This is a genomic window from Candidatus Buchananbacteria bacterium CG10_big_fil_rev_8_21_14_0_10_42_9 (genome assembly GCA_002773845.1).
In the GTDB taxonomy this organism is placed as follows: domain Bacteria; phylum Patescibacteriota; class Patescibacteriia; order Buchananbacterales; family 21-14-0-10-42-9; genus 21-14-0-10-42-9.
In genome coordinates this window covers 1-21,324 of record PEZZ01000016.1, presented here as the reverse complement: position 1 = coordinate 21,324, position 21,324 = coordinate 1, and the positions used below count along the sequence as shown (strand labels likewise).

25 protein-coding genes and 4 tRNA genes are annotated in these 21,324 nt (G+C 39.3%); 16 read left to right on the top strand and 13 right to left on the bottom strand.

Going from position 1 to position 21,324, the window contains the following annotated elements; translation table 11 throughout:
• From COT81_02350 to COT81_02325, 6 genes are all read left to right on the top strand, one after another.
• Nucleotides 1-299: hypothetical protein (locus COT81_02350; GenBank protein ID PIS05230.1), on the top strand; the 299-nt coding region annotated here is incomplete at its 5' end.
• Between the two features lie 10 nt (nt 300-309).
• Nucleotides 310-828, top strand: a complete 519-nt coding sequence (locus COT81_02345; GenBank protein ID PIS05229.1) for a hypothetical protein — start codon at nt 310-312, stop codon at nt 826-828.
• Between the two features lies 1 nt (nt 829).
• Nucleotides 830-1,270, top strand: coding sequence for a hypothetical protein (locus tag COT81_02340; GenBank protein ID PIS05228.1), 441 nt, complete (start codon nt 830-832; stop codon nt 1,268-1,270).
• A 3-nt stretch (nt 1,271-1,273) separates the two neighbouring features.
• Complete coding sequence (locus tag COT81_02335; protein ID PIS05227.1) at nt 1,274-2,767, top strand: hypothetical protein; 1,494 nt, start codon at nt 1,274-1,276, stop codon at nt 2,765-2,767.
• Between the two features lie 2 nt (nt 2,768-2,769).
• Nucleotides 2,770-3,345: a hypothetical protein gene (locus COT81_02330; GenBank protein PIS05226.1), complete on the top strand. Its 576-nt coding sequence runs from the start codon at nt 2,770-2,772 to the stop codon at nt 3,343-3,345.
• Complete coding sequence (locus COT81_02325; GenBank protein ID PIS05225.1) at nt 3,332-3,571, top strand: hypothetical protein; 240 nt, start codon at nt 3,332-3,334, stop codon at nt 3,569-3,571. Before COT81_02330 ends, COT81_02325 begins: the two co-directional genes overlap by 14 nt.
• Here the strand turns inward: COT81_02325 and COT81_02320 are convergent.
• From COT81_02320 to COT81_02295, 6 genes are all read right to left on the bottom strand, one after another.
• Complete coding sequence (locus COT81_02320) at nt 3,560-4,471, bottom strand: hypothetical protein (GenBank protein ID PIS05224.1); 912 nt, start codon at nt 4,469-4,471, stop codon at nt 3,560-3,562. The two genes, COT81_02325 and COT81_02320, sit on opposite strands and share 12 nt — an antisense overlap.
• Nucleotides 4,455-4,943, bottom strand: coding sequence for a hypothetical protein (locus COT81_02315; protein ID PIS05223.1), 489 nt, complete (start codon nt 4,941-4,943; stop codon nt 4,455-4,457). The genes COT81_02320 and COT81_02315 overlap by 17 nt, the downstream gene beginning before the upstream one ends.
• Nucleotides 4,940-5,908 (bottom strand): hypothetical protein, encoded by a 969-nt coding sequence (locus tag COT81_02310; protein PIS05222.1) that lies wholly within the window; start codon nt 5,906-5,908, stop codon nt 4,940-4,942. The genes COT81_02315 and COT81_02310 overlap by 4 nt, the downstream gene beginning before the upstream one ends.
• A gap of 4 nt (nt 5,909-5,912) precedes the next feature.
• Entirely contained in the window at nt 5,913-6,938 is a 1,026-nt protein-coding gene (locus COT81_02305) for a hypothetical protein (GenBank protein ID PIS05221.1), read from the bottom strand.
• A 65-nt stretch (nt 6,939-7,003) separates the two neighbouring features.
• Nucleotides 7,004-7,255, bottom strand: a complete 252-nt coding sequence (locus COT81_02300; protein PIS05220.1) for a hypothetical protein — start codon at nt 7,253-7,255, stop codon at nt 7,004-7,006.
• 35 nt (nt 7,256-7,290) lie between these two features.
• Nucleotides 7,291-7,848, bottom strand: a complete 558-nt coding sequence (locus COT81_02295) for a hypothetical protein (protein ID PIS05219.1) — start codon at nt 7,846-7,848, stop codon at nt 7,291-7,293.
• 32 nt (nt 7,849-7,880) lie between these two features.
• Here COT81_02295 and COT81_02290 point away from each other — a divergent pair, with 32 nt between their 5' ends.
• A complete protein-coding gene (locus COT81_02290) occupies nt 7,881-8,129 on the top strand; it encodes a hypothetical protein (GenBank protein PIS05218.1) in 249 nt (82 codons plus the stop codon).
• Here the strand turns inward: COT81_02290 and COT81_02285 are convergent.
• On the bottom strand, nt 8,126-8,464 hold the full coding sequence (locus tag COT81_02285) for a hypothetical protein (GenBank protein PIS05217.1): 339 nt from the start codon (nt 8,462-8,464) through the stop codon (nt 8,126-8,128). The genes COT81_02290 and COT81_02285 overlap by 4 nt on opposite strands.
• A 3-nt stretch (nt 8,465-8,467) precedes the next feature.
• Between COT81_02285 and COT81_02280 the strand changes: the two genes are divergently transcribed.
• Nucleotides 8,468-8,659 (top strand): hypothetical protein, encoded by a 192-nt coding sequence (locus COT81_02280; protein PIS05216.1) that lies wholly within the window; start codon nt 8,468-8,470, stop codon nt 8,657-8,659.
• A 20-nt stretch (nt 8,660-8,679) separates the two neighbouring features.
• On the opposite strand, the gene COT81_02275 is transcribed toward COT81_02280, so the two are convergent.
• The 3 genes from COT81_02275 to COT81_02265 form a co-directional block, all read right to left on the bottom strand.
• A tRNA-Gln gene (locus COT81_02275) sits at nt 8,680-8,753 on the bottom strand.
• A 48-nt stretch (nt 8,754-8,801) separates the two neighbouring features.
• Entirely contained in the window at nt 8,802-9,719 is a 918-nt protein-coding gene (locus tag COT81_02270; GenBank protein ID PIS05215.1) for a hypothetical protein, read from the bottom strand.
• A gap of 1 nt (nt 9,720) precedes the next feature.
• Nucleotides 9,721-10,401, bottom strand: a complete 681-nt coding sequence (locus COT81_02265; GenBank protein ID PIS05214.1) for a cell division ATP-binding protein FtsE — start codon at nt 10,399-10,401, stop codon at nt 9,721-9,723.
• A 42-nt stretch (nt 10,402-10,443) separates the two neighbouring features.
• Here COT81_02265 and COT81_02260 point away from each other — a divergent pair.
• Both COT81_02260 and COT81_02255 read left to right on the top strand, forming a co-directional pair.
• A tRNA-Gly gene (locus COT81_02260) sits at nt 10,444-10,517 on the top strand.
• A 4-nt stretch (nt 10,518-10,521) separates the two neighbouring features.
• Nucleotides 10,522-10,594, top strand: a tRNA-Thr gene (locus tag COT81_02255).
• A gap of 2 nt (nt 10,595-10,596) precedes the next feature.
• On the opposite strand, the gene COT81_02250 is transcribed toward COT81_02255, so the two are convergent.
• From COT81_02250 to COT81_02240, 3 genes are read right to left on the bottom strand one after another with little or no spacing between them, the layout of a single operon-like run.
• Complete coding sequence (locus tag COT81_02250) at nt 10,597-11,784, bottom strand: hypothetical protein (GenBank protein ID PIS05213.1); 1,188 nt, start codon at nt 11,782-11,784, stop codon at nt 10,597-10,599.
• A complete protein-coding gene (locus tag COT81_02245) occupies nt 11,785-12,177 on the bottom strand; it encodes a hypothetical protein (protein PIS05212.1) in 393 nt (130 codons plus the stop codon). It lies immediately after the preceding gene.
• A 50-nt stretch (nt 12,178-12,227) separates the two neighbouring features.
• Complete coding sequence (locus COT81_02240) at nt 12,228-14,930, bottom strand: ATPase (protein ID PIS05211.1); 2,703 nt, start codon at nt 14,928-14,930, stop codon at nt 12,228-12,230.
• Nucleotides 14,931-15,042: 112 nt separating this feature from the next.
• Between COT81_02240 and COT81_02235 the strand changes: the two genes are divergently transcribed.
• The 6 genes from COT81_02235 to COT81_02210 all read left to right on the top strand — a co-directional run.
• A tRNA-Lys gene (locus tag COT81_02235) sits at nt 15,043-15,118 on the top strand.
• 6 nt (nt 15,119-15,124) lie between these two features.
• Nucleotides 15,125-16,813 carry a protein translocase subunit SecD gene (secD, locus tag COT81_02230; protein PIS05210.1) on the top strand — a complete coding sequence of 563 codons (1,689 nt, stop codon included), beginning with the start codon at nt 15,125-15,127 and terminating at the stop codon, nt 16,811-16,813.
• Nucleotides 16,806-17,699 carry a protein translocase subunit SecF gene (gene secF, locus COT81_02225; GenBank protein PIS05231.1) on the top strand — a complete coding sequence of 298 codons (894 nt, stop codon included), beginning with the start codon at nt 16,806-16,808 and terminating at the stop codon, nt 17,697-17,699. The genes secD and secF overlap by 8 nt, the downstream gene beginning before the upstream one ends.
• Before the next feature lie 111 nt (nt 17,700-17,810).
• Nucleotides 17,811-18,956 carry a hypothetical protein gene (locus COT81_02220; protein PIS05209.1) on the top strand — a complete coding sequence of 382 codons (1,146 nt, stop codon included), beginning with the start codon at nt 17,811-17,813 and terminating at the stop codon, nt 18,954-18,956.
• 24 nt (nt 18,957-18,980) lie between these two features.
• Complete coding sequence (locus tag COT81_02215; GenBank protein ID PIS05208.1) at nt 18,981-20,384, top strand: hypothetical protein; 1,404 nt, start codon at nt 18,981-18,983, stop codon at nt 20,382-20,384.
• A 3-nt stretch (nt 20,385-20,387) separates the two neighbouring features.
• Nucleotides 20,388-21,324, top strand: a 937-nt coding sequence (locus tag COT81_02210) for a hypothetical protein (GenBank protein ID PIS05207.1), incomplete at its 3' end; no start/stop codon positions are given.

Genomic DNA, 21,324 nt, shown 5'->3' with positions numbered 1-21,324 from the left:
CATACAATTCAATTTTATGGACCGGTGCAACCAATGGCGGGAGAGTCCAATTTCAAATAGCTACATCCAATAGCGCCGGCGGGCCTTGGACATATCGAGGCGGCAGTGATTGCGGAACATCATCGTGGTATAACGCGAGCGGGCTATCCCCCAACACAGCGCAAGAAATTGGCTGTTATACCTACCACAACAATAAACGCTATTTTAGGTATAAAGCCAGATTATGCTCAGATGATTGTTCGTCTGCCGGCACTGCCAGCCCGCAAGTTGAATCAGTTATAATTAGCTGGTCGCCTTAACCAATTAAACATGAGCCGCTTGCCAAAGAATGGTTTTACATTACTTGAACTTTTAGTTTATATCGGAATTTTATCATTTGTCCTCGTTGTTATAGCCGGAGTTTTTATAACTTTCGGCCAAGGCAAAGGTAAGGTTGATGCCCGCGCAGAAATAAACCAAAATTTAAGCTTAATTATTGGTAAGATTCAACAAGATTTACAAGACGCGGATTCAGTCAGCACCCCAAGCTCAACCAATGACGCCACCTCCTCGTTAAGTATGGATGTTAATGGTACCACGGTTAGCTATGCCACGAGCTCGGATAGCACTTTATTTACTCGAACGTCCGGTTCAGACACCCAAACAATAAACAGCGGCAAAGTGAAATTTAACTCGTTTTTAGTTGAACGCTTAGAAAACACAAATTATACCTTAAACCAGACCTTTGTCACTATAAAAGTAATAATTACCGCATCGACTAATAATGACGCGAGCGAAGAACAATACTCTCAAACTAAACAAACATCAGTTGTTTTAAGGCAAAATTAGCATGAATCTATTTCATCAACAAGGCGTAGCGACAATACCAACTATCATGGCTTTAGCTATACTGATTGTCGTTTTAGGTATAAGTATCGCGGCTACTGGATTTACTGAATCAGCTATCACAAAAAGTCAAAATGCCTCCGTCGAAGCAATTGTTTACGCTGAAGCCGGGGCGCATGATGCCTTACAACGGATTGCCCGTGATAAAGATTATAATTGTACGTCAGAAAACTGTTTACAGCTTGATTTGAAAACCAACGGCTGTTCTAATAGCGATGGTTGCGCGACCATCACAGTCAGCAACGACGACGGCGCAACCAACACACCTAAAATAATAACCTCAGTCGGCGAGGCGGGGGATAGCACGCGCACGATTCAAGTGTCTGTCATACTTAATTCCGACGGCCAAATGACGCAAATTACATGGGACGAAGTGACTAATTAATTTATGAATCTAATTTCAATATTTACCAAATCAAAGACCATTGCCGGTTTAGAGGTCCAAGACTCATGCCTGAGATTAGGGCTGTTATCGATAAACTCCAAGGGTGAAGTTAAAGTTATTAACGCTTTAAAGCAGTCATTGCCGGCGAGGGTAATTAGCCATGGTCAAATCGTTAACGGCCAAAATTTCAATCAGCAGTTGAATATTTTACTAAAAAAATTTAAACCCAAAGTAGAGTTTGTCATTTTAACATTATCACCAGAAATCATATACTCCAAAAAGTATACTTTTCCATCAAGTTTAAACCGAGAAAAAATAGAAAACAGCATGAACACGACTTTAGGCTTTAATTTGCCGAGAAGTATTAATGATGTGTATTTAGATTGGGAAAAAAGATATGCCGGCGAAGATAATGACATCTTTGTGGCTAGCGCGCCTAAGAAAGTAATCAACTCTTATTTAAATTATTTAAGTTTGAGTAAAATGCAGGTGGTGGCGATTGAATTTAGCTCTTATAGTATGGCCCGCGTTTTAAATGTCGGCTCAACCACATATTATTCTCTTGTAATTCAACAATTTCCAAGCGGGGCAAACTTTTCAATCACTAGAAATAAACTTATAGTCTTTAACCGGTTTGTGCCGACTGATAAAAGACAAATCGATGCAAATGAGATTAGCAACGAGGCGGTGAGGATAGTTAATTTTTTTGAAAATGACAGTCAGTTTAAGTTAGATCAAGATGACATAATCAAAGTTGAAGATGTGCTAATCGTCGGAAGTGATGAAAGTTTAGCTAATTTAGTTAAAAGCAAAACCAATTTGCCGGTCTACGCCGGTGTGCTTGACCCTAAATACGCTAATCATTTACCAGCCGGTGAGCCCGGGGAATGGATGGCGGTTTTGGGCGCTTCTTTACGCGGTTTAGTTCCACGCTCAAAAGACGAGATGATTAGCTTGATGCCAGTTGGTACCGAAAAAGCGTTTGAATACGAAAAAGCGTACGTTTTTACGTCAGTGATGACTAATTTATTGGCCCTAATCAGCATTTTTATCATGATTGCGTCTGCCGCAGTATGGTATTTTCTATACACCAACCAGCAAAACTTAGACTCACGGCACTTCACATTAGTTGATCCGGCGCGGGAAGCCAAAGCTGAATTGTTGATCAAAAGATTCACCGAGTTTAATGATTTGCTGGCTCAAACTAATTTAATTTTAACTTCATCGCCTAAGTGGAGCGACGTCCTTTCAACTATTATTTCTTTAACCCCTGATACTGTAATTGTCAATAAATTAGACGCCAACTCTATCAGTAGCCAGTTTGTGATGTCGGGGGAGGCCGCCACCAGGGATGATTTAAATCTGCTAAAAGATAATCTAATTGCTTCTGAGCATTTCACCGACGTAAATTTACCGACTACTAATTTAGAGCTGATTGAAGATATACCCTTTACAATCAGGTTTAATTTAGCCGACCCAGAAAAATTTAAAGGCTAAATATGAATTCAAAAAAACAACTTTACGTGAGCTTAGGCAAAGTTTTGGCCCGTAATTTAGTGGTGATTGTTTTTTGCGTTACAGCCACCTTAATGTTAAATGCTCAAATTAAAGAAATTAGCGCTAACTTACAGACTAAAAGATCACAGATACTTAGGCTTCAAACCGGTAATGATGCTTTGGTCAACTTGCAAGAAACCTTTGCAAATATCGGCGACGGCGACGAAAGAATTAAAAATGCGCTTCTATCACAAGATAATATCGTGCCCTTCTTATTGCATCTCGATAGCTTGGCCAATGGCGTTACCGTCAAGCACAATTACGGAAATTTTAGTAACCAAACTATCTTTGGAGCGGTCAACGGGGAGGAAGGGGAATATATTATTTACTCAAATGATTTTATTTTGACGGTGGAAACTGGCATTAGGAATCTAATTGGTTACTTAAAGTCCTTTGAGCGGCTGCCTTACTTTGCGCAAATAACTAGCATTAATATTGAAGCTAGGCCGGACAATCAAGCCGGCTGGCAAGAAATATCAAATATATCCACAAATGGTAAATTATATGTTAAGCAATAAACTGAAAATAAAAAAACTAAAATCTCTTTCATATAAAAAACTGATTTACCCGGTAATTTTTTTGATTGTTATCTTTATTATCATTTTTTCTTTCTTACTCACCCTTAAGTTTTTAAATGACCAATTAACCGAAGCGTTTTCCGTAAATGAAGGTGAGCTTAGTGGGCAAATATTTACTTACAACGCCGACATCTACGGTAAAATTCTTAACAGGCTAGGGCTTTAACGCATTCAAAAAAATTCCAACCGGGCCATTATTTAGTTGCCGTATTATCTTTTGGCTTAATTTTGCTAAATTGCCAAACACACGGATGTGAATTTTTGGCCACCACGCTGTATTAAATAAAAATAGATGAAACACTAACATTCCCACCGAAATAAATCCAATATTTAAAATCAGTAAAATTCCAACGTGTGCCGCGGTTAGCAACAGCCAAGTATATTTTCTAGTTAGTTGCCAAAAGCAAAGCGGTAAACACAGTATTTCTAACCATAATATGCCCCAAGTTAAAATATGAGAAATTGATAAAGGTAATAGCAAGCGAGCCCAATCAGCAATAAACCAACCATTTGCCATAGTTGAGTTTAGTAAAACATCTAACGTTTCCCCATTAACCCAACTCGGGCTAACTAATTTAGTTATGCCGCTCACAGTGTAACTTGCGCCAAATACTAACCATGCGCCAACCACGACAAGTTTAGGCATTTCCCAATTTGAATTATGCTTTCTAAGCAAAGTATATGGTTCGCCTAAAGGTATGACGGCCATTGCTAAAAGCAGCCAGCCCACATAAGCAAAAGCTGGATTAATGATATAAGGATTTATATTTAACAAGCTGGCAAGTCCATACCACAAAATTAACGCTGATGGCTGGCGATAAATTCCCAACGCTAAAGTGGCCGAAGCCGCGATCAATACTAAAAAATACAATTGAATAAATTGAGGCGTGTTGTTGTGAGCTAAAATATTAGGCAAAGTATTAGTTGTCAATGGCCCAAAGCCGCCTAAAAGTCCGGCACTGCTAAAAAGTTCAATCGCGTATGGAAATAAATATATATAATTAAATAAAAAAAATATCCCCAATGCAATGCGAACAAAGGCGAAATATTTAGCTGGATATTTCATTTTGGCAATTAACTTCAAATTTCCAAACCGCGTTTACATCGCGCGTTAAAGATCTGGCGATAATTTCAGCGGATTGTATATTTGTATCGGTGGTAAAAGTTTTGATAAGTACGCCTTCATCGCACAGGCCAAACCGTAGAACATTTAAGGCCCGTTTATTAGTTGGATCGGTGATTAAGCCAAAAACCGGTGAAGTATACGATGAACGCCTGAAAAACGGACCTGGAAACACGTCGAAATCACCAGGCGAAATGTCTATATGCTTTGTCTGGCCGTTAGAGGTAATATAATTAGCGCTCAAAACAATACTAAACGGTTCAATGGCTCCAATTTTTGTAAAAACTACAGGCAGCGGTGAGGCCGCGTATGTATACCCAAAGCGCATTATTGTATTGTCTTTGATGACAAAGCCGAAAATTTGAGTCAATCCAATTAAAATTAAAATTAATGGAAAAATAATCTTTCGTATCATAATAACGGAACAATCGCCGGAGAAAAGAACATATTATTAGGTAGCGGTAAAATTTCAAATTTCTGATTGTGTGAATTTAAAAAGAATACATTTCCCAGCCGGCGGTTAGCGCTCAGGGCTGTAACAGGTGTATGATTAGAACAGTTTTCACAGTTAACTATCGCGATATAATATTCTGCGTTCGGAAAAGTAAAATTTTTATATATTTTATAATCAACGCCCATGTCAATTAAAAGATGTTCAAAAGTATGGCGTTTAGTCATTAAATACACAATATCATTTTCGCTAACCGGCAATACCGCTAAATTACTATCCAAGCTAGAAACATCATCTTTACTATCTAAAACTAAAATAGATGTACTATTAAGCTCGGTTAAATTGAGAGTGCTGACACTGGCATAACGCAAACCAAACCCAATAACTAAAATTAAAGCGATAGCTGAAGTCAACTTAATTAAAGTTGCCTTTTGAGCTTCAATATTACTAGCTGAAGTAATCGTTTCTGTTTTACCGAGTAAAACGTAAAAGATAATTAGAACGGCAAACAAAACCAAATTTAAAAACCTCGGCCAAGCTAAAGTTAGCCCACCACCGGCTAAAATTAAACTGATGTATTGAGGATGCGCAAAATATTTGTACAGTAATTTAGTAGCACGCTTGTCAAACCAAATTTTAACCCAATATAAATAAACCGCGTGTATCGCAAATAAAGCCATGCCAATTAAAGCCAGGATTTCGCCGGCTGGTTTAATTAAGTTTAAAAGTAAAAATTTTGAAGTTGTAATATGTACAACAAAGAACTCATTTAACCATGATAGGTGTGGAAAACGGTTGAATAAATTAAAAATCGGAGAGTAAATAAAGTAAAAATAGTACCCCCAGAAAGGAGACTGCATAAAAATTACTTCAGCGACCGTTAAACCAAAGATCGCCGCTGGCGTTGATTTTAATTTATGGTAGAGCATCAATTTATTTGATAGTGATATATTGTCGATGCAACGAATTACCGTGCCAGATTATTCGCTCTAGAAAAAAATGAGCCCAATATAAAGATATAATAGCAGTTTGCGCGATATATGAATTATGCCCAAATAAAAAGGCGGCCTGGGTAAGGGGGTAACTAATAGCAATTGAAGCTAAAATTAAAATCGCGTAAGGGGGAATTTTCAAGTGTTTAAAAAGGGCGAAAAAAATATTCTTCAGCTCGGTTTGGTTACGATTAAAGTCGTGCGTAACATAGAGAGTATATGAATTGAGATCATGCACGACCCGGACAAGAATTACTGTAAAATACGCGTAGCCCATTAAAGGGAACAAATACCCGAAACTGGCTAAAGCCACAATGCATAAAAGATAAGCCGCCCCGTATGGACTTCTATTATTTTTTGTAATAACAAAGCTTAAAATTAGGGATAAAAAAATTAACACCATCGGCGCAACGGCTATTGTTTTATAGAAAGTGTCTGGTATTTGTATGCGGTTTTGAAAAACTAACAAATAAGCAAAAATAAAAATACCGCCTAAAAGCCAAATCCACCAACGTAATCTCTGATCATTATTTTGTAAAACACTTTTGCTTATCCACTCAACCTGAAATAAAATGTGATACATGCTAAATATCAAAGATAGAATTGCAGCCAACGCCGGCGCTAAAAAAGCTGCTATAAAAATAAAAATCGCCAAAAAAATAGCAATAAATATATTTTTTTTATAAAAGTTAAAATATTCTTTATCGGCTAAACTAAAAAAGCTAGCTACTACATGTGGCGTGCCTAAAAAAACAGCAATTAAAAACAGTTCGCCGATTAAAGTATTCGGCAGGCTAGACTGGACCCATCCGTCAAGCCAAAATAGGTCAACTAAAACAACGCCGGCAAGTATAGGAATAATTAAAAAAAACGAAAGTAAAAGTTTAGGAGAGATTCTTAAAGCGTTTTGATTTTCATTTCCATTGCGCGTAATTTTTGCGCCGGCCAGTGGTTTGATAGTTTCCATATTATGTAAAATGTTCTTGAGTGTTGTAGGTACGGCGAGAAATCTCGGTCGTACCCACTGGCTAATCATTTTGAGATTTTACGCCAGTCCCTGAGGTCTGACGCCCTCACCATGAGGTTCATACCGCCGGGCCGTTCGATTTTGAGCATACCTTCTTTCTCTTGGGCGAAAGATGCACCATGGACGATTAAGATAGTACTCCTAGCGTCCCAGGTTGAATGTGGCGGTATTCTCCCCGTCAGATGTGCCGGGCCAATGCCCTGGCGAAGAAGAAGCTTGATGTCCATGTCACCTCCCGGCATCTCTGCCAATTTCATTATACAACATCGCGTAATTATATCTGTGGAAAATTCTATTCACCAAGCCAGGCTAAAATCCTTTGGTAATGATAATTTGGTAATTTTGAGTTATCAACGGTAAAATAGGGGAGCGATGATTGTTCGATCAGTTTTAAATACTCTTTTTGGCTTTTTAAATAATCTTGTGGTGTCCTGGCTATGCGCTTGTAAGATGGCGTACTTTGTAATCTTTCGTTTAATCTTTTTTTTAATAATTTAGCGTCGTTTTTATATGTCGTTAAAATAACTTTAAAACCCAGTTTTTTCAATTCTTTTTCAATACTCTTGAATTTAGCTGTGTCTTTTTGCTTAGTGTAAATGAAATTGGTAAGGTGTAGTTTTTCAAAAATTAAATTACGATGATTTAAAGTTTTAGCGATGTTTAGATAATGGTTGACCAACTCCCATCCATCGCGCGTACCATAAAGCCCAACGTCGGCATTGAACCAGGTGCAACCATCCATCACCCCAACTCCTGAATTATATTTCTTTTCCAACGCGTCCCAAACACCGTTGATAGTAAAACTTTTCCCGCTCAACTCCGAACCTTCAAATATTAAATGATGGGCCATAACTTATTAAGTGTAGCAAAAATCAATTATCAATGCTATACTTCTTCAACATAATTAATATTATTATGGCTTATAAACCAAAAGTAATTAGGGATAAATGTATTGGCGCCGCGCCCTGCGTTGCCATCGCGCCAGAGGTGTTTGACTTGGATGAGGAAAACATCGCGGTAATTAAAAAGTATAAAGACGTTGATGACCAAACTATCTTAATGGCCGCTAAATCTTGCCCAACTCAAGCAATCGTCGTTGAAGACGAAAAAGGCAAACAAATCTTTCCTTAACCAATATATAATCTGGCCAACTTTAAACCAACTATGGTCAACACCGTATAGCGAATGGTTTTATCAATTAATTCAGTTTGACTGACTTCTAAATCCCGATTAAACCATTTTTTGACTAAATACTGCAGATAATTTTGATCTTTTTTTAGCCCACCAAAAAAACGTTGATTTTCAGTTAGCAGACAGCCGGAAAAAAAATGAACTTGGGCTTTTTGCAAAATGGCAAATAAGATTATAATAAACGGTGGCAATAATATAGCCGCTGGTATTGAGATGGCTAAAGAACTGGCATGGGCTCTATCTATTAAACGAGCCGGAAAACTTAGCTGTGTCATAGTATGAATAAAATAAACAACTTCTTTGATTCTATTATAAAGGATAAGAATCCGTTTGTCAGATTTTTCAAAATATTAATATACCTTTTTATTTATTTACCCATTACTATTGTATACATCATTGTTAACGAAGTTGCCGTTCTGCCCATCAATCTCATAGCTAAATTTTGTAAAATTATAAAATCCCGGAACTAGCCGGGAATTACGCTTTTTCCTTGCTCGGGGCCAGGGAATCGAACCCCGATTGCCTGGACCAAAACCAGGTGTCCTACCGTTAGACGAGCCCCGAATAAATGGATATCGCGAAAATTTTAACTTATCGGGGCGCCTTTGTCAATCAGATTTGTAAATAACGGTTGACCGCGACGCTACTGCTGATGGTGTTTAAAAATATTACAACTAATAGTTCTAAGCCAAAAACTTGCCAGAAATTATTGGCGAAAAATCCAATCAAATCAATATTTGTGCCGACAAAAAAATTGGTTAAATACGGCTGAATGCCCTGCAAAATAGGGTAAAGCAATATCACCGTTAAAACCATCGCCACAAACGCATAGATAATACCTTCAACAATAAACGGACTGCGAATAAAATGGTTGGAAGCGCCAACCAACTTCATAATCGAAACTTCTTCCCGATGCGTGTAAATAGCCACCCGGATAGTATTGAAAACAATTAGCAAGGCGATAATTGTAAAAGTAGCCGTTAAACCAATTCCAACTTTCTGAATATTTTGGGAAATAATTTGCACTCGATTAATGTACCCCCTATGGGTTTCAAAATTTTTATCTATTATCCAGTTTTTATATTTTGAATTATCAAGCACCGCGATTATGCTCTCGTAATCAGTCAACTTTTTACCGGTGACATTTAAAGTTGCGCTGATAGGATTTTCTTCTAACTCGGCGAGCGATTCAATTATGCTTGGATTATCAATGTTTTGGAGGCGAAACTCAGCCAAGTTTTCGGCGGCCGATTTATATTTTATAGCCTCTACTTGCGACAATGATTTGAGATAAGATTCAACTTCTTTTATTTGTATTTCTTCAATGCCGGGCTGAAAATAAACACTTATATCAATTTTTTCTTGGACGGCGGTGACAATTTCTTGGGTTACTAAATTTAAAATAACAATCGCATTAACTGATATCAAGGTTAAAATAATAATAAAAATAGTGGCGATCGATAACCAAATATTCCGCCAAAAACTTTGGCCGGCAAATTTAATGACTCTGTAAGTATCTAAAAGTAACATATTAAATATTATAGCGGCCGACTTTTTGATCTGACACTATCTTCCCGTCACTTAAAGTAATGACGCGCCGCTTAACCGAATTTACAATTTTTGGATCGTGACTGACCAAAACAACAGTAGTGCCAAACTCGTTAATTTTTAAAAGTAATCTTATAATGTCGTCCGTATTTTTATAGTCTAAATTGCCGGTTGGCTCATCTGCCAATAAAACCTTAGGGCGGTGCACTAAAGCGCGCGCAATGGCTACTCTTTGCTGTTCCCCGCCTGACAATTGGACTGGATAGCGATCTTCTTTGCCTTGGAGCCCAACGATTGATAATACTTGTGGCGTGACTTCTTGAATTCTTTTGGGCCCAGCTCCCGAGACCTGCAGAGCAAAAGCAATATTCTCTTCAACAGTTTTTCGCTCAAGTAATTTGAAGTCTTGGAAAATGACGCCTATTTGCCGGCGTAAAATTGGCAGTGCGCTTTTTTTTATCCTAGTAATATCCCAGCCTCCGATTTCGATACGGCCCCGAGTAGCGCGAATTTCACCGGTTAGTAGGCGAATGACAGTAGTTTTGCCTGATCCGCTTTGCCCAACGATTGAAACAAATTCTCCTGGCTTAACATGAAAGCTGGCTGTGTCTAGGGCGACGGTACTTGGCGGAAACACTTTAGTAACGTCTTTAAATTTTATCATAATTTGATTTCTTGGCTAAAATCGTTTATTCTAGGGCTGTGCGCGGGAGTAGTATAATGGCAGTACACTAGCTTCCCAAGCTAGGAGCGCGGGTTCGATTCCCGTCTTCCGCTCCATTCAGCCAGGATAGCTCAGCTGGTAGAGCAGTCCCTTCGTAAGGGAAAGGTCGCGGGTTCAAGTCCCGCTCCTGGCTCATTAATTGGCATTAAAGCCTTGTTCAATATTAGCTTTAGCCAAAGTTGCCTGAACCACATCTTCAACATTTGGGTATGCGAATAAAATGTGGCGCACGGCGACTTGATCTCTTTGTCCGCTAGCATCTACAGTTTCGTCATATAGTAAAATTAAATGCAAGCCAAACTCCGTGGCGATTGGTTCGCCAACTTGGTTAAGCGGTGCAGAAAAGATATATTGATCAAACTCAGGGACTGTTAAGCCGGGCGCAACCATCCCTAAATCGCCCTGGTTTTGAACCACGGAAGGATCATCACTATATTTTAAGGCCGCGTCAATAAAAGTAATTGCCCCCTTATCAAGGCCGGCCTTGATTTGTAGAGCTCTTTGCTCTAATTCACTTTTCGCGATAATTGATAGTTGGTCATGCAGTTTGTCTTCTGCTAAAACATTAACTAACACATTATTCTTAAAATCTTCTAGTGTCCAGTTGTATGTGCTCAACAAAGATTCAGCAAATATTTCTTCACCTCCTGATTCGGCAGAAATTTGATCCAAGCTTTCTTGAAGTTCTCGTTCGGTAACTGTAATGGAATAATAATCACTTAACTTCTGAATTACAGCGTCTCGAGTTATTTTATTAACCGCCAAATTCGCAATTTCTGCCGGATTACTTTGCAGTTGTGAAGCCAAAGGGTCGTTTAACTGGTTATCACCATAATAGGTCAAGGCGTTGAAATTAAAATCATAATCTTTTTGGCTCAAAACTAAATCAAAAGCCGGTAAAGATAGAGTCTCAACTAACAACGGGAAATTTGGTTCTATCCATTGGCGGCTGCGATTAAATAGCCAGGCTGACGCAGCTCCCGCAACTGCTAAAAGTATGATAATCAACACCACCCGTTTGCGTTTCGACTTTGGCGCCGGCAACATTTTAATTGGAGAAGCAGGTTGTTGACTCCGGGTGGCTATGACTTCGCTTGGTAAATCCTTCCTAATCTCAGAAGCCAGCCGAGGTTTATTGAGCCGATTAGATTTTGATGCAATTTCGGCTTTGGCCGCAGCTTTTGATTTTGACGTCTTGGCCAAATTAGCTTTTTTTTGCGTTTTACTTTTTTTCTTAGCTGTCGCCACATAATTTAAAACATCTTTCCTTAGTTGCTCAACATTATTCTCCTCGTTTTTTTGTATCGGTTTTGATTTTGCCATTTAGTTGGGAAATAAATAATTAAACCATTTAAATAAGTTGTTTTTAGGCTTTTTATTGACGGCGATCGATTCACTATAGCTATTAATTGGCATTCTATCAGCAATATCTGGATCTTTATAGTTTAATATCACAATCGATTCGCCGGGCTTTTGTAGCCCTAATTCAAGTCTGGCTTTTTGTTCTAAATACGCTTGACTGTCAAAATATTTCACTAATTCATTAAGCTCTAGTTCACGCTGGCCCAATTCATCAATGTCAATTTCTAGCGAATTAATTTCTCTGTTAATATCATTATTCTTTCGCGCTAAACCATACAAAGAGGCCCCTACTAAAATGAGCACTATAATTTCGGCGCCAATAATAACTTTCTTTTTAAGCTTAAACAAACGCATTCTAATGTCAGTAACCGTAATATTATACTACAAAATACAATAAAAATAAATCAGGCGGCTCTAAGACGCTTAGCAAATGTTAAGTTGGGCTTGTGGAAAATGTGCTTAACTAATTCAATTAAAGAAATTTTAATTGCCGCCAATGCCAGTATGGGTAGCCATTCCCAACTTAATGGGACTGTGCTAAAGACTTTTTGCAAAAACGGCACATAAATAGGTAAAAGTTGGAGAAAGAAACCGGCGATAACCGAATAATTCAAAATTCGGTTATTGAAAAGAGGGGATTTATAAAATGGTTTTTTCATGGTTCTAATGCTGTAAACATAAAATAATGAGTCAATGCCAAGTGATGCGAAAATGATGGTGCGGATGTGATCAATCGTAAAATTCAACGCGAAAGCATCTTTTATAAGTAAGAAAAATAATGTCAGCAATATTATGTCAACTATAATAGCAACTAAAAAAATAATGAATTTCATTTCACGATCAAAAATCCCTTTTTGCGGTTTGCGAGGAGGTTCTTCTTTTACCCCCTCTTCGCCAGGTTCAAATGTAAGCGACACGCCTGGCAAACCATCAGTAATTAAATTGATCCATAAAATTTGCACAGCTGTCACAGGCAGGGGTAGCCCAAAAAGGAGTGCGCCAGTAACTAAAATTACTTCTGAAAAGCTATCAGTTAAAAGATATAAAATAATTTTTTTAATGTTTTCAAAAATCTTACGTCCTTGCCAAATCGCGTCAGTGATTGTTTTAAAATTATTATCAAGTAAAATGATATCAGCTGACTCTTTAGCCACTTCGGTGCCTGATCCAACTACAATACCGACATTAGCTTTTTTGACTGCCGGCGAATCATTAATGCCGTCACCGGTCATCGCCACAACTTCGCCCAACGACTGCCACGCCTCAACAATGCGAATTTTATGCCTCGGTTCGGTCCGTGCGTAAATTAAAATATCCTTCACTTTTTGGTTAAACTCTCTATCTGATAATTTATCCAGTTCAGAACCGACTAAAATGTTATCTTTGGTTACCTTAAACCCCAGCTCAGAGACTATAGCTTTAGCTGTTAAGGGGTGGTCGCCGGTAATAATGACTGTTTTGATGCCCGCTTTTTGAGTCAATTTGATAGTGTCCTTAACTTCCGGCCGTAGCGGATCCTTTAAGGCGACTAACCCCGTGAACACCAGACCGCTTAGATTCTCGCTTAATCCACCTTGAACATTTTTCTTGTAAGCGCAGGCGAGCAACCGCAAACCCGAAGCGGTTGCTTTTTCATAAGTCAATTTTATAGTTTTAACTGATTCTCTATCCAATTCTACCTCTTTATTGCCAAACAAGGCCTTAGAACAAAAAGACAGTACTTTTTCCGGCGCCCCCTTGACGTATACAGTTTGAGTGCTATTGCCGTTTAAAGTAGCCATAAATTTTTCCTCAGAAGTAAACGGAACCTCATCCACGCGAGGAAACTCTTTTTCCAACTTGCTTTTCTCGACATCTAGGTTTAAACCAGCGTCAATTAAGGCAACTTCCGTAGGCATTCCGACAATGGTAGGGGATTTTAAGGGGTCGTCTTGATGCGTGACTATCGCGTTATTGCACAACACGCCTGTTTTTATTATATGATGAGCGGCCTCGTCAAACTCTTTTTTATCGGCCAATTTAAACTTGTTTGGTGCGGAGGCATTACGAAAAGTATAAAGTTGGTCAACTTTCATCTTGCCTAATGTTAATGTGCCTGTTTTATCAGTACAAATCACTGACACAGCCCCAATTGTCTCAACCGCAAGCATTTTACGCACTAATGCTTTCTTTTTTAATATTGCCTGCAACCCAAGCGCCAATACGACCGTGACTGAGACCAACAGACCTTCAGGTATTGCGGCAACGGCAATTGCCACTGCTAAATTAAAAATGCCTTCTTCTCCAGTGGCATGGTTTGGGAAAACGCTAAAGCCCCTAAAAAGGCCTATCACTAAAATTGTCAGCGCAATAATTAAAACTGCTAAGCTAATTTGACGGCTGAATCTTAAAAGATTTTTTTGCAGCGGAGTTTTTTCTTCCTTAGTATGCTTGATAAGTTTTGTGATCTTGCCGATTTCAGTATTCACGCCAGTATGGGTAATAACCGCCTTGCCCCGACCGTAACTGACTACCGTGCCCATATAAACCATATTTTCTCTCTCGGCTAATTCTACACCCTGATCGATTTTCTTGGTCGATTTGTCAGACGGTGATGATTCCCCGGTTAACATGGATTCTACGAGTTGTAAATTTTGTGATTCAATCACTCGTGCATCAGCGCCAACTCGATCACCAGCTTCTAATATCACGACATCACCAGGCACAAGTTCCGCCGTGTCTAACTTAACCGGCTCATTATCCCTGATAACCAATGCTTCTGGATGAATTAATTTGCGCAGTTGAGTTATCGCCCGGTTAGCCTTATTCTCTTGGATATAACCAACTAGTGTATTTACTATCAAGGCTAAAGCAATAACACTGAAATCCGTCAACTCTCTAAGATATAAAGAAACCAAAGCCGCAAAAAGCAAAACATACACCAACGGGCTTGTAAATTGAGAAATCAAAATTTTGAACCGTGAAAGCGGTTTTGCGGACGGTAATTTATTTTTACCGTATTTTTTTTGGCGAAGCTCAACTTGCTTTTGACTTAAGCCCTGATCAGTTGTTTCTAGCTTAGCTAAAACTTGGTGGGTTGATAAATTATGCCAAACTACTTCATGCATGCAGTTTAGTATATCAAAGTTACCCTATTGTTGCCATTTACGAAACTTTTTGATATAGTATGGGGGTTCAAAATCATGCTTGAGCGAGATAAATGGCAGTCAATGCCTGAAAGGGTCGTTAGCTCAGTTGGTAGAGCAGCAGCCTTTTAAGCTGATGGTCGCAGGTTCGAATCCTGCACGACCCACCATAGGATATGAAATCTAAAGGTAAAATTTACATTATTACTGTTTTAATTTTAGCTGGTGGCTTTTTGCTTTCAGCCTTTGATTTCCCGTCCATCTTCAATTTCATCCCGGGCCTGCCTCAATCTGATTTTCGGTTGGGTTTAGATCTCCAAGGAGGAGCGAGGTTAATTTATCAAGCCGACATCACACAAATTGGCTCGAACGACCCGTCCGACGCTGTCGAGGGCGTTAGGGATGTAATTGAGCGGCGCGTTAATGCCTTTGGGGTGTCCGAACCATTAGTTCAAACTAATCAGTCCGGAAATGACTGGCGAGTGACCGTAGAATTAGCTGGGGTTGACGATATCGATGCGGCCATTGCCATGATCGGCGAAACTCCGCTACTGGAGTTTAAAGAAGCTAAAACTGTGACGCCTGAAAACGAAGCTGGTAAAGAAGACGACCAACGAACTGCAGAAATTTTGGAAATTAAAAACCGGGCTCAAAACGTGCTCAATCAAGTTTTAGAAAACCCCGAGAATTTCGAACAGCTGGCCGCTGAAAACTCTGAAGACTTATCTAATAAAGATCAAGGTGGCGATCTTGGCTATGTTCAGCGCGGCCTTTTAGTGCCGGCTTTTGAAGAGGTAATATTTGACAAACTTGCAATCGATGAGATTTACCCCGAGCTTGTCCAAACTCCATTTGGTTTCCACATTATTAAAAAAACCGGCGAGCAAGAAGGAGCCACTGAGACTGGGGAAACAGCGCTCGAGGTTAGGTCAAGCCATATTTTATTTACTACACCCCAAGCAGATAACACTGGGATTGATTGGCAAAATACCGGTTTGACCGGCGAATATTTATCTCGCGCGCGAGTAGAGTTTGATAACCTGACCGGCATTGCTCAAGTCGGAGTTGAATTTAATTCAGAGGGATCTAAATTATTCCAAGACATAACCTCTCGCAACATCGGAAAGCAAGTCGGGATATTTCTTGATGGACAGTTGATTAGCGCACCGACTGTGCAAGATGAAATTGCTGGGGGACAAGCCGTGATTACCGGGAATTTCAGCATTGATGAAGCTCAAACTTTAGCCCGTAGGCTAAATGCCGGAGCGTTGCCGGTACCAATTGAGCTAATCTCACAACAGCGCGTGGGGGCAAGCTTGGGACAAACATCAGTCGACAAAAGCTTAGAGGCCGCAGTTTTAGGCTTTGTATTGGTGTTGATATTTATGATTTTGACTTACCGCTTGCCTGGATTAATCGCCGCAGTTTCATTGCTAATCTATGGCGCTATTATGCTGGCCTTGTTTAAAATAATTCCAGTTACTTTGACGCTTTCTGGAATCGCTGGATTTATTTTATCATTAGGCATGGCAGTAGACGCTAATGTTTTGGTGTACGAAAGGCTAAAAGAAGAATTAAAATTGAAAAAATCAATCCATGGCGCAATTAAAGACGCTTTTACCAGGGCCTGGCCCGCAATTTTTGACGGCAATTTATCTACACTTCTGACCTGTATTATTTTAATGAGCTTTTCTACGAGCCTAGTGAAGGGTTTTGCGATTACTTTGTCGATTGGTATTATTGTATCGGTATTTTCAGCCTTAGTGGTTTCTCGGTACCTGCTCTACTTAATTGGCTTTTGGGTAAAAAACAATTTATGGTTGTATGGGGTTAGCGCTAAAAAAATATATTTGCGTGATGATTAAAATAATTAAGCATAAAATAATTTGGTTTATAATTTCTGGCGGGCTAGTAGTAGTCGCAATTGTCGCATTGGCTACTTGGCAACTTAATTTGGGCGTTGATTTTGTGGGTGGGAATTTAGTTGATTTACAATTTACTCAAGACCGTCCAGCGCCAGGAGAAATAACTAGCCGAATTGAAGCGCAGGGCTTTACTAGTGTCGCCGTTCAACCGGTTGAAGAAAATAGTTTATCAATTAAAACACGAGAATCCGGAGAAGCCGCCCACCAAGAATTAATAAGTTTTATCCGTGATAATTATGACAGTGAGGTGGTGGAGCTTAGGCTGGATTCTATAGGGCCAAGTATTGGCCAAGAGCTTAAAACCAAAACAGCCTATGCCTTAGCCATCGCCGTTTTAGCAATTGTCATTTATATTGCTTGGGCCTTCAGAAAAGTCAGCGAGCCCGTCGCCTCGTGGAAATATGGCATTATTGCTATCGTCGCTGTGGCCCACGATATCATTATTACTTTGGGGATTTTCTCGGTGCTTGGTAATTTTTATGGGATTGAAATTACAGCGCCATTTATTGCCGCCGCATTAACAATTTTAGGTTACTCAGTAAATGACACCATCGTAGTTTTCGACCGGATCCGGGAAAACTTAGCCGCTAAACATAAATTCATGGAGTTTGAGCCGATTGTTGAAAATAGCGTTAGGGAAGTAATCATCCGTTCTATTAACACCTCGGCGACCACCATGCTGGCGCTTCTCGCGATTTTGATTTTTGGAGGATCAACAACCCGTGATTTCGTTTTAGCTTTAATTATTGGAGTTGCAATTGGAACTTATTCCTCTATCTTTTTAGCCAGCCCACTGCTTGTTCTCATTGGCAAAAAGCGAAAGTAGCCAAGTTTTAAATCAATAATTATTTCGAAAGTTAAACTTGACTAATTTTAGCTTTTGTGATATATTAAAGTTTATTAAAGCAAATTACGCTAAAATAAGCTATATTTTCATATGCCTGGAGATAATTCAATCTTCGACAAAATTATCGCGAGCCAAAAGCTTCAGGAAGCTTCGCAGTTTAATCCAGCGGAGTTTCTTAATAATTTACTTAAAAATTTAAACTCCAAAGAAAGAGAAATTATTACCCGCCGCTATGGGCTAGACACTCAACCCAGGCAAACTTTAGAAGAAATTGGTAAGGCCTATAGCATTACTCGTGAAAGGATCCGCCAAATTCAATCATTGAGTATTAAAAAGCTTAAAGAGCTGGATAATTTTTTAGCTGAGATGGAAGACATACGCCACCTAGTTACCGCCACTTTAAAGGAACACGGCGGTATTATGGAGCACGGCCATTTAGTTGACAGTTTATTAAACTACTCTGAAAACCATGACACTAACCGGCTAGCTACTAGTTTTATTTTAAACCAGTTATTAGACGATGTTGATTTGGTTAGGCCTAACTCAAAAATTAAAGAAGCTTGGAAGTTAACCGATGTTAAAACTGAATACGTTCATGAGATACTTGATGAGGTGATTGATGTGTTAAAAGCTGAAAAAGAACTCTTAAAATTTAACACTTTATTGGAAAAAATTAAAACTCGTGAAAAATTTAACGAGCGAATCAATAAAGTCTTGCCAACTCATTTAAACTCCGAGGGGCAAGACATTAACAAGATTTTACAAGCTTATTTAACACTCAGCCAAAAAATTGATAACAACATCCTGGATCAATGGGGTTTGGTGGATTGGCCGACAGTTAAGCCAAAGCGGATGTCAGACAAAATTTATTTAATCTTTAGGCAGACTGAAAAGCCGTTGCACTTCGTCAAAATAGCCGATATTATTAACCAAGCTAAATTTGATCAAAAAATTGCCCGGCCCGCCACTATCCATAACGAATTAATTTTAGATGACCGTTTTATTTTAGTCGGCCGGGGTATTTATGCTTTGTCTGAATGGGGATATAAAACCGGTACTGTAGCCGATGTTATAGTTGATATTCTAAAAAATTCAGATTCGCCAATGTCTAAGGAAAAAATTACTGACACGGTTTTGAAGCAAAGAATGGTCAAAAAGAGCACTATTTATTTAGCCTTAACTGATAAATCTAAATTTACTAAAGATCAAAATGGTTTGTATTCGCTTGTAACCTAAAAAATAAAAATAAAATTTAAGCCCATGCCTAGTTTAGTTGACGCAATCAATCAAGGGCCGGCAGGTTTATTCTCGCTGGTATGGTGGTTTTTTACCCAGAGTTTTGGCTGGGTTATTTTATTTATTGGATTTGACGTGATGATCGTATGGATGTACTTGCTTTGGATTCGTAACATGGCACGCAAGCATAAAAATTATATTCTACTCGCGGTGGATGTGCCGCTTGAAAATGAACAAAATCCCAAAGCGATCGAGAATTTATTTCAACATTTCACCGGCGCGCATCAAACTTTCGGTATTTACGATAAATGGTGGAGCGGCGAGGTCCATGATTCTTTTAGCTTAGAAATTGTGAGTATCGGCGGATACATTCAATTTGTCATCTATACCCGTGATATTTATCGCGATTTAATTGAATCAGTGTTTTACGCTCAATATCCGGACGCCAGAATCACCGAAATTGAAGACTACACTAAGAAATGGAACATTCGTTTTCCTAGCGACCAATACGATATGTGGGGGACTGAGATCGTCATGAAAAAGCCCCAATACTACCCGATAAAAACTTTTGAAGATTTCATTGATAAAGCCAGCAATGAATTCAAGGATCCGATGGCCTCAATGTTGGAAGGGTTAAGCAAAATTGGTCCGGGTGAAGAAATATGGATTCAATTAGTCATCACGCCCGCTGATAACGATTGGGGCGAGGACGCAGAAAGCCTAATTCAGAAATTAATCGGTGGCAAAGCTCATTCAAAATCTAGCTTCCTCGACATTTTAATATTTAAACCGATTCAGTTCCTCTCATCAATTATTTCAGAAGGGTTAAATCCGGCAGCCGCTACGTCAACCTCGAAAAGAGGTGACGACGCACCAAATAAAATACTTTATCTCACCCCCGGCCAAACCGATACAGTTGCGGCGATTGAAAGAAAAATCGGTAAATTAGGGTTTCATACCAGAATTAGAACTGTATATGTGGCCCCAAAACAATCATTCAAAAGAAAGTTAGGCCTGAAAGTAATTTACGGTAGCTTTAAACAATTTAATAGCCTGAGTCTAAATGCCTTGAAGTTAAATAGCCGAACTTATCCCGGTGGCTTGGTTTGGTTTGCTGACTGGCGCGAAAATTGGCGCCGTAATTTAATTTTTAGCGAATTTAAAGACCGCGGACACTCTTTAAATCCTGGAGAATATGGTAAAATTATGAGCAGTGAAGAATTGGCCTCAATTTACCATTTTCCAGTTAAGGAGGTCAAAGCTCCGCAACTCAAAACTATTGAATCCAGGCGAGCCGAACCGCCGATTGAACTTCCGACAAGCATTTTTGCCGAAACTCAAGCTTCTCCAGCGGAAAAATCCGCTTCAACCGAAGAAATGGCCCAGCCAGAAGACGCTGGTCCACCAGAAAATTTACCTGTTGTCTAATTTATGGAAACCTCAAGCCCAGTGGTTATTTTAGGTGAAACTAATTTTCGCAACCAAAAAAGAAAGTTTGGCATTAAAGTCGATGACCGGCGTCGGCATACTTACCTTATCGGAAAAACCGGCATGGGAAAATCAACTGTTATTGAAAACATGGTCATTCAAGACATCCAAAATGGCCACGGCGTATGCTTGGTTGATCCGCACGGCGATGCCGCGGAAAATGTTTTACGCTACATCCCCTCCAGCCGAATTAATGACGTGATTTATTTTAACCCCGCTGACGCTAATTATCCGATGGCCTTTAACGTTATGGAAGTTGAGCATGACAGCCATAAACATTTAATCGCTTCTGGTCTGGTTGGGGTTTTTAAAAAGTTATGGGCTGATTCTTGGGGGCCACGTTTGGAGTATTTATTGCGCAACGCCATTTTAGCTCTGCTCGACTACCCCGGCGCCACTTTGCTGGGTGTCCCACGCCTATTTATTGATAAGGAATACCAAAAAAAGGTCGTCGCTAAAATCCAAGACCCGGTGGTTAAGGCATTTTGGACAGCTGAATATTCCCAGTACAATCAACAGTTCCAAGTTGAAGCAATTTCCCCAATCCAAAATAAAGTCGGCCAATTTTTGTCTATTTCCATGATCCGTAACATTATTGGCCAACCAAAATCAACCATTGATTTGCGAGAAGTAATGGACTCCCAAAAAATTCTTATTTTGAATTTATCCAAGGGGCGAATTGGAGAAGACGCTTCCGCTTTAATCGGAGCAATGATGATTACCAAGATCCAACTAGCCGCCATGAGCCGCGTCGACATACCTGAAGAGCAACGCAACGATTTTTATTTATACGTTGACGAATTTCAAAATTTTGCGACGGAAAGTTTTGCCGGCATTTTATCTGAAGCTAGAAAATACCGCTTAAACTTAATTTTAGCCC

Excerpts from the sequence above, each read along its gene's own strand:
- COT81_02345 (PIS05229.1), top strand. The coding sequence starts at position 310 with ATGAGCCGCTTGCCAAAGAATGGTTTTACATTACTTGAACTTTTAGTT.
- COT81_02340 (PIS05228.1), top strand. The coding sequence starts at position 830 with ATGAATCTATTTCATCAACAAGGCGTAGCGACAATACCAACTATCATG.
- COT81_02335 (PIS05227.1), top strand. The coding sequence starts at position 1,274 with ATGAATCTAATTTCAATATTTACCAAATCAAAGACCATTGCCGGTTTA.
- COT81_02330 (PIS05226.1), top strand. The coding sequence starts at position 2,770 with ATGAATTCAAAAAAACAACTTTACGTGAGCTTAGGCAAAGTTTTGGCC.
- COT81_02325 (PIS05225.1), top strand. The coding sequence starts at position 3,332 with ATGTTAAGCAATAAACTGAAAATAAAAAAACTAAAATCTCTTTCATAT.
- COT81_02320 (PIS05224.1), bottom strand. The coding sequence starts at position 4,471 with ATGAAATATCCAGCTAAATATTTCGCCTTTGTTCGCATTGCATTGGGG.
- COT81_02315 (PIS05223.1), bottom strand. The coding sequence starts at position 4,943 with ATGATACGAAAGATTATTTTTCCATTAATTTTAATTTTAATTGGATTG.
- COT81_02310 (PIS05222.1), bottom strand. The coding sequence starts at position 5,908 with ATGCTCTACCATAAATTAAAATCAACGCCAGCGGCGATCTTTGGTTTA.
- COT81_02305 (PIS05221.1), bottom strand. The coding sequence starts at position 6,938 with ATGGAAACTATCAAACCACTGGCCGGCGCAAAAATTACGCGCAATGGA.
- COT81_02300 (PIS05220.1), bottom strand. The coding sequence starts at position 7,255 with ATGAAATTGGCAGAGATGCCGGGAGGTGACATGGACATCAAGCTTCTT.
- COT81_02295 (PIS05219.1), bottom strand. The coding sequence starts at position 7,848 with ATGGCCCATCATTTAATATTTGAAGGTTCGGAGTTGAGCGGGAAAAGT.
- COT81_02290 (PIS05218.1), top strand. The coding sequence starts at position 7,881 with ATGCTATACTTCTTCAACATAATTAATATTATTATGGCTTATAAACCA.
- COT81_02285 (PIS05217.1), bottom strand. The coding sequence starts at position 8,464 with ATGACACAGCTAAGTTTTCCGGCTCGTTTAATAGATAGAGCCCATGCC.
- COT81_02280 (PIS05216.1), top strand. The coding sequence starts at position 8,468 with ATGAATAAAATAAACAACTTCTTTGATTCTATTATAAAGGATAAGAAT.
- COT81_02270 (PIS05215.1), bottom strand. The coding sequence starts at position 9,719 with ATGTTACTTTTAGATACTTACAGAGTCATTAAATTTGCCGGCCAAAGT.
- COT81_02265 (PIS05214.1), bottom strand. The coding sequence starts at position 10,401 with ATGATAAAATTTAAAGACGTTACTAAAGTGTTTCCGCCAAGTACCGTC.
- COT81_02250 (PIS05213.1), bottom strand. The coding sequence starts at position 11,784 with ATGGCAAAATCAAAACCGATACAAAAAAACGAGGAGAATAATGTTGAG.
- COT81_02245 (PIS05212.1), bottom strand. The coding sequence starts at position 12,177 with ATGCGTTTGTTTAAGCTTAAAAAGAAAGTTATTATTGGCGCCGAAATT.
- COT81_02240 (PIS05211.1), bottom strand. The coding sequence starts at position 14,930 with ATGCATGAAGTAGTTTGGCATAATTTATCAACCCACCAAGTTTTAGCT.
- secD (PIS05210.1), top strand. The coding sequence starts at position 15,125 with ATGAAATCTAAAGGTAAAATTTACATTATTACTGTTTTAATTTTAGCT.
- secF (PIS05231.1), top strand. The coding sequence starts at position 16,806 with ATGATTAAAATAATTAAGCATAAAATAATTTGGTTTATAATTTCTGGC.
- COT81_02220 (PIS05209.1), top strand. The coding sequence starts at position 17,811 with ATGCCTGGAGATAATTCAATCTTCGACAAAATTATCGCGAGCCAAAAG.
- COT81_02215 (PIS05208.1), top strand. The coding sequence starts at position 18,981 with ATGCCTAGTTTAGTTGACGCAATCAATCAAGGGCCGGCAGGTTTATTC.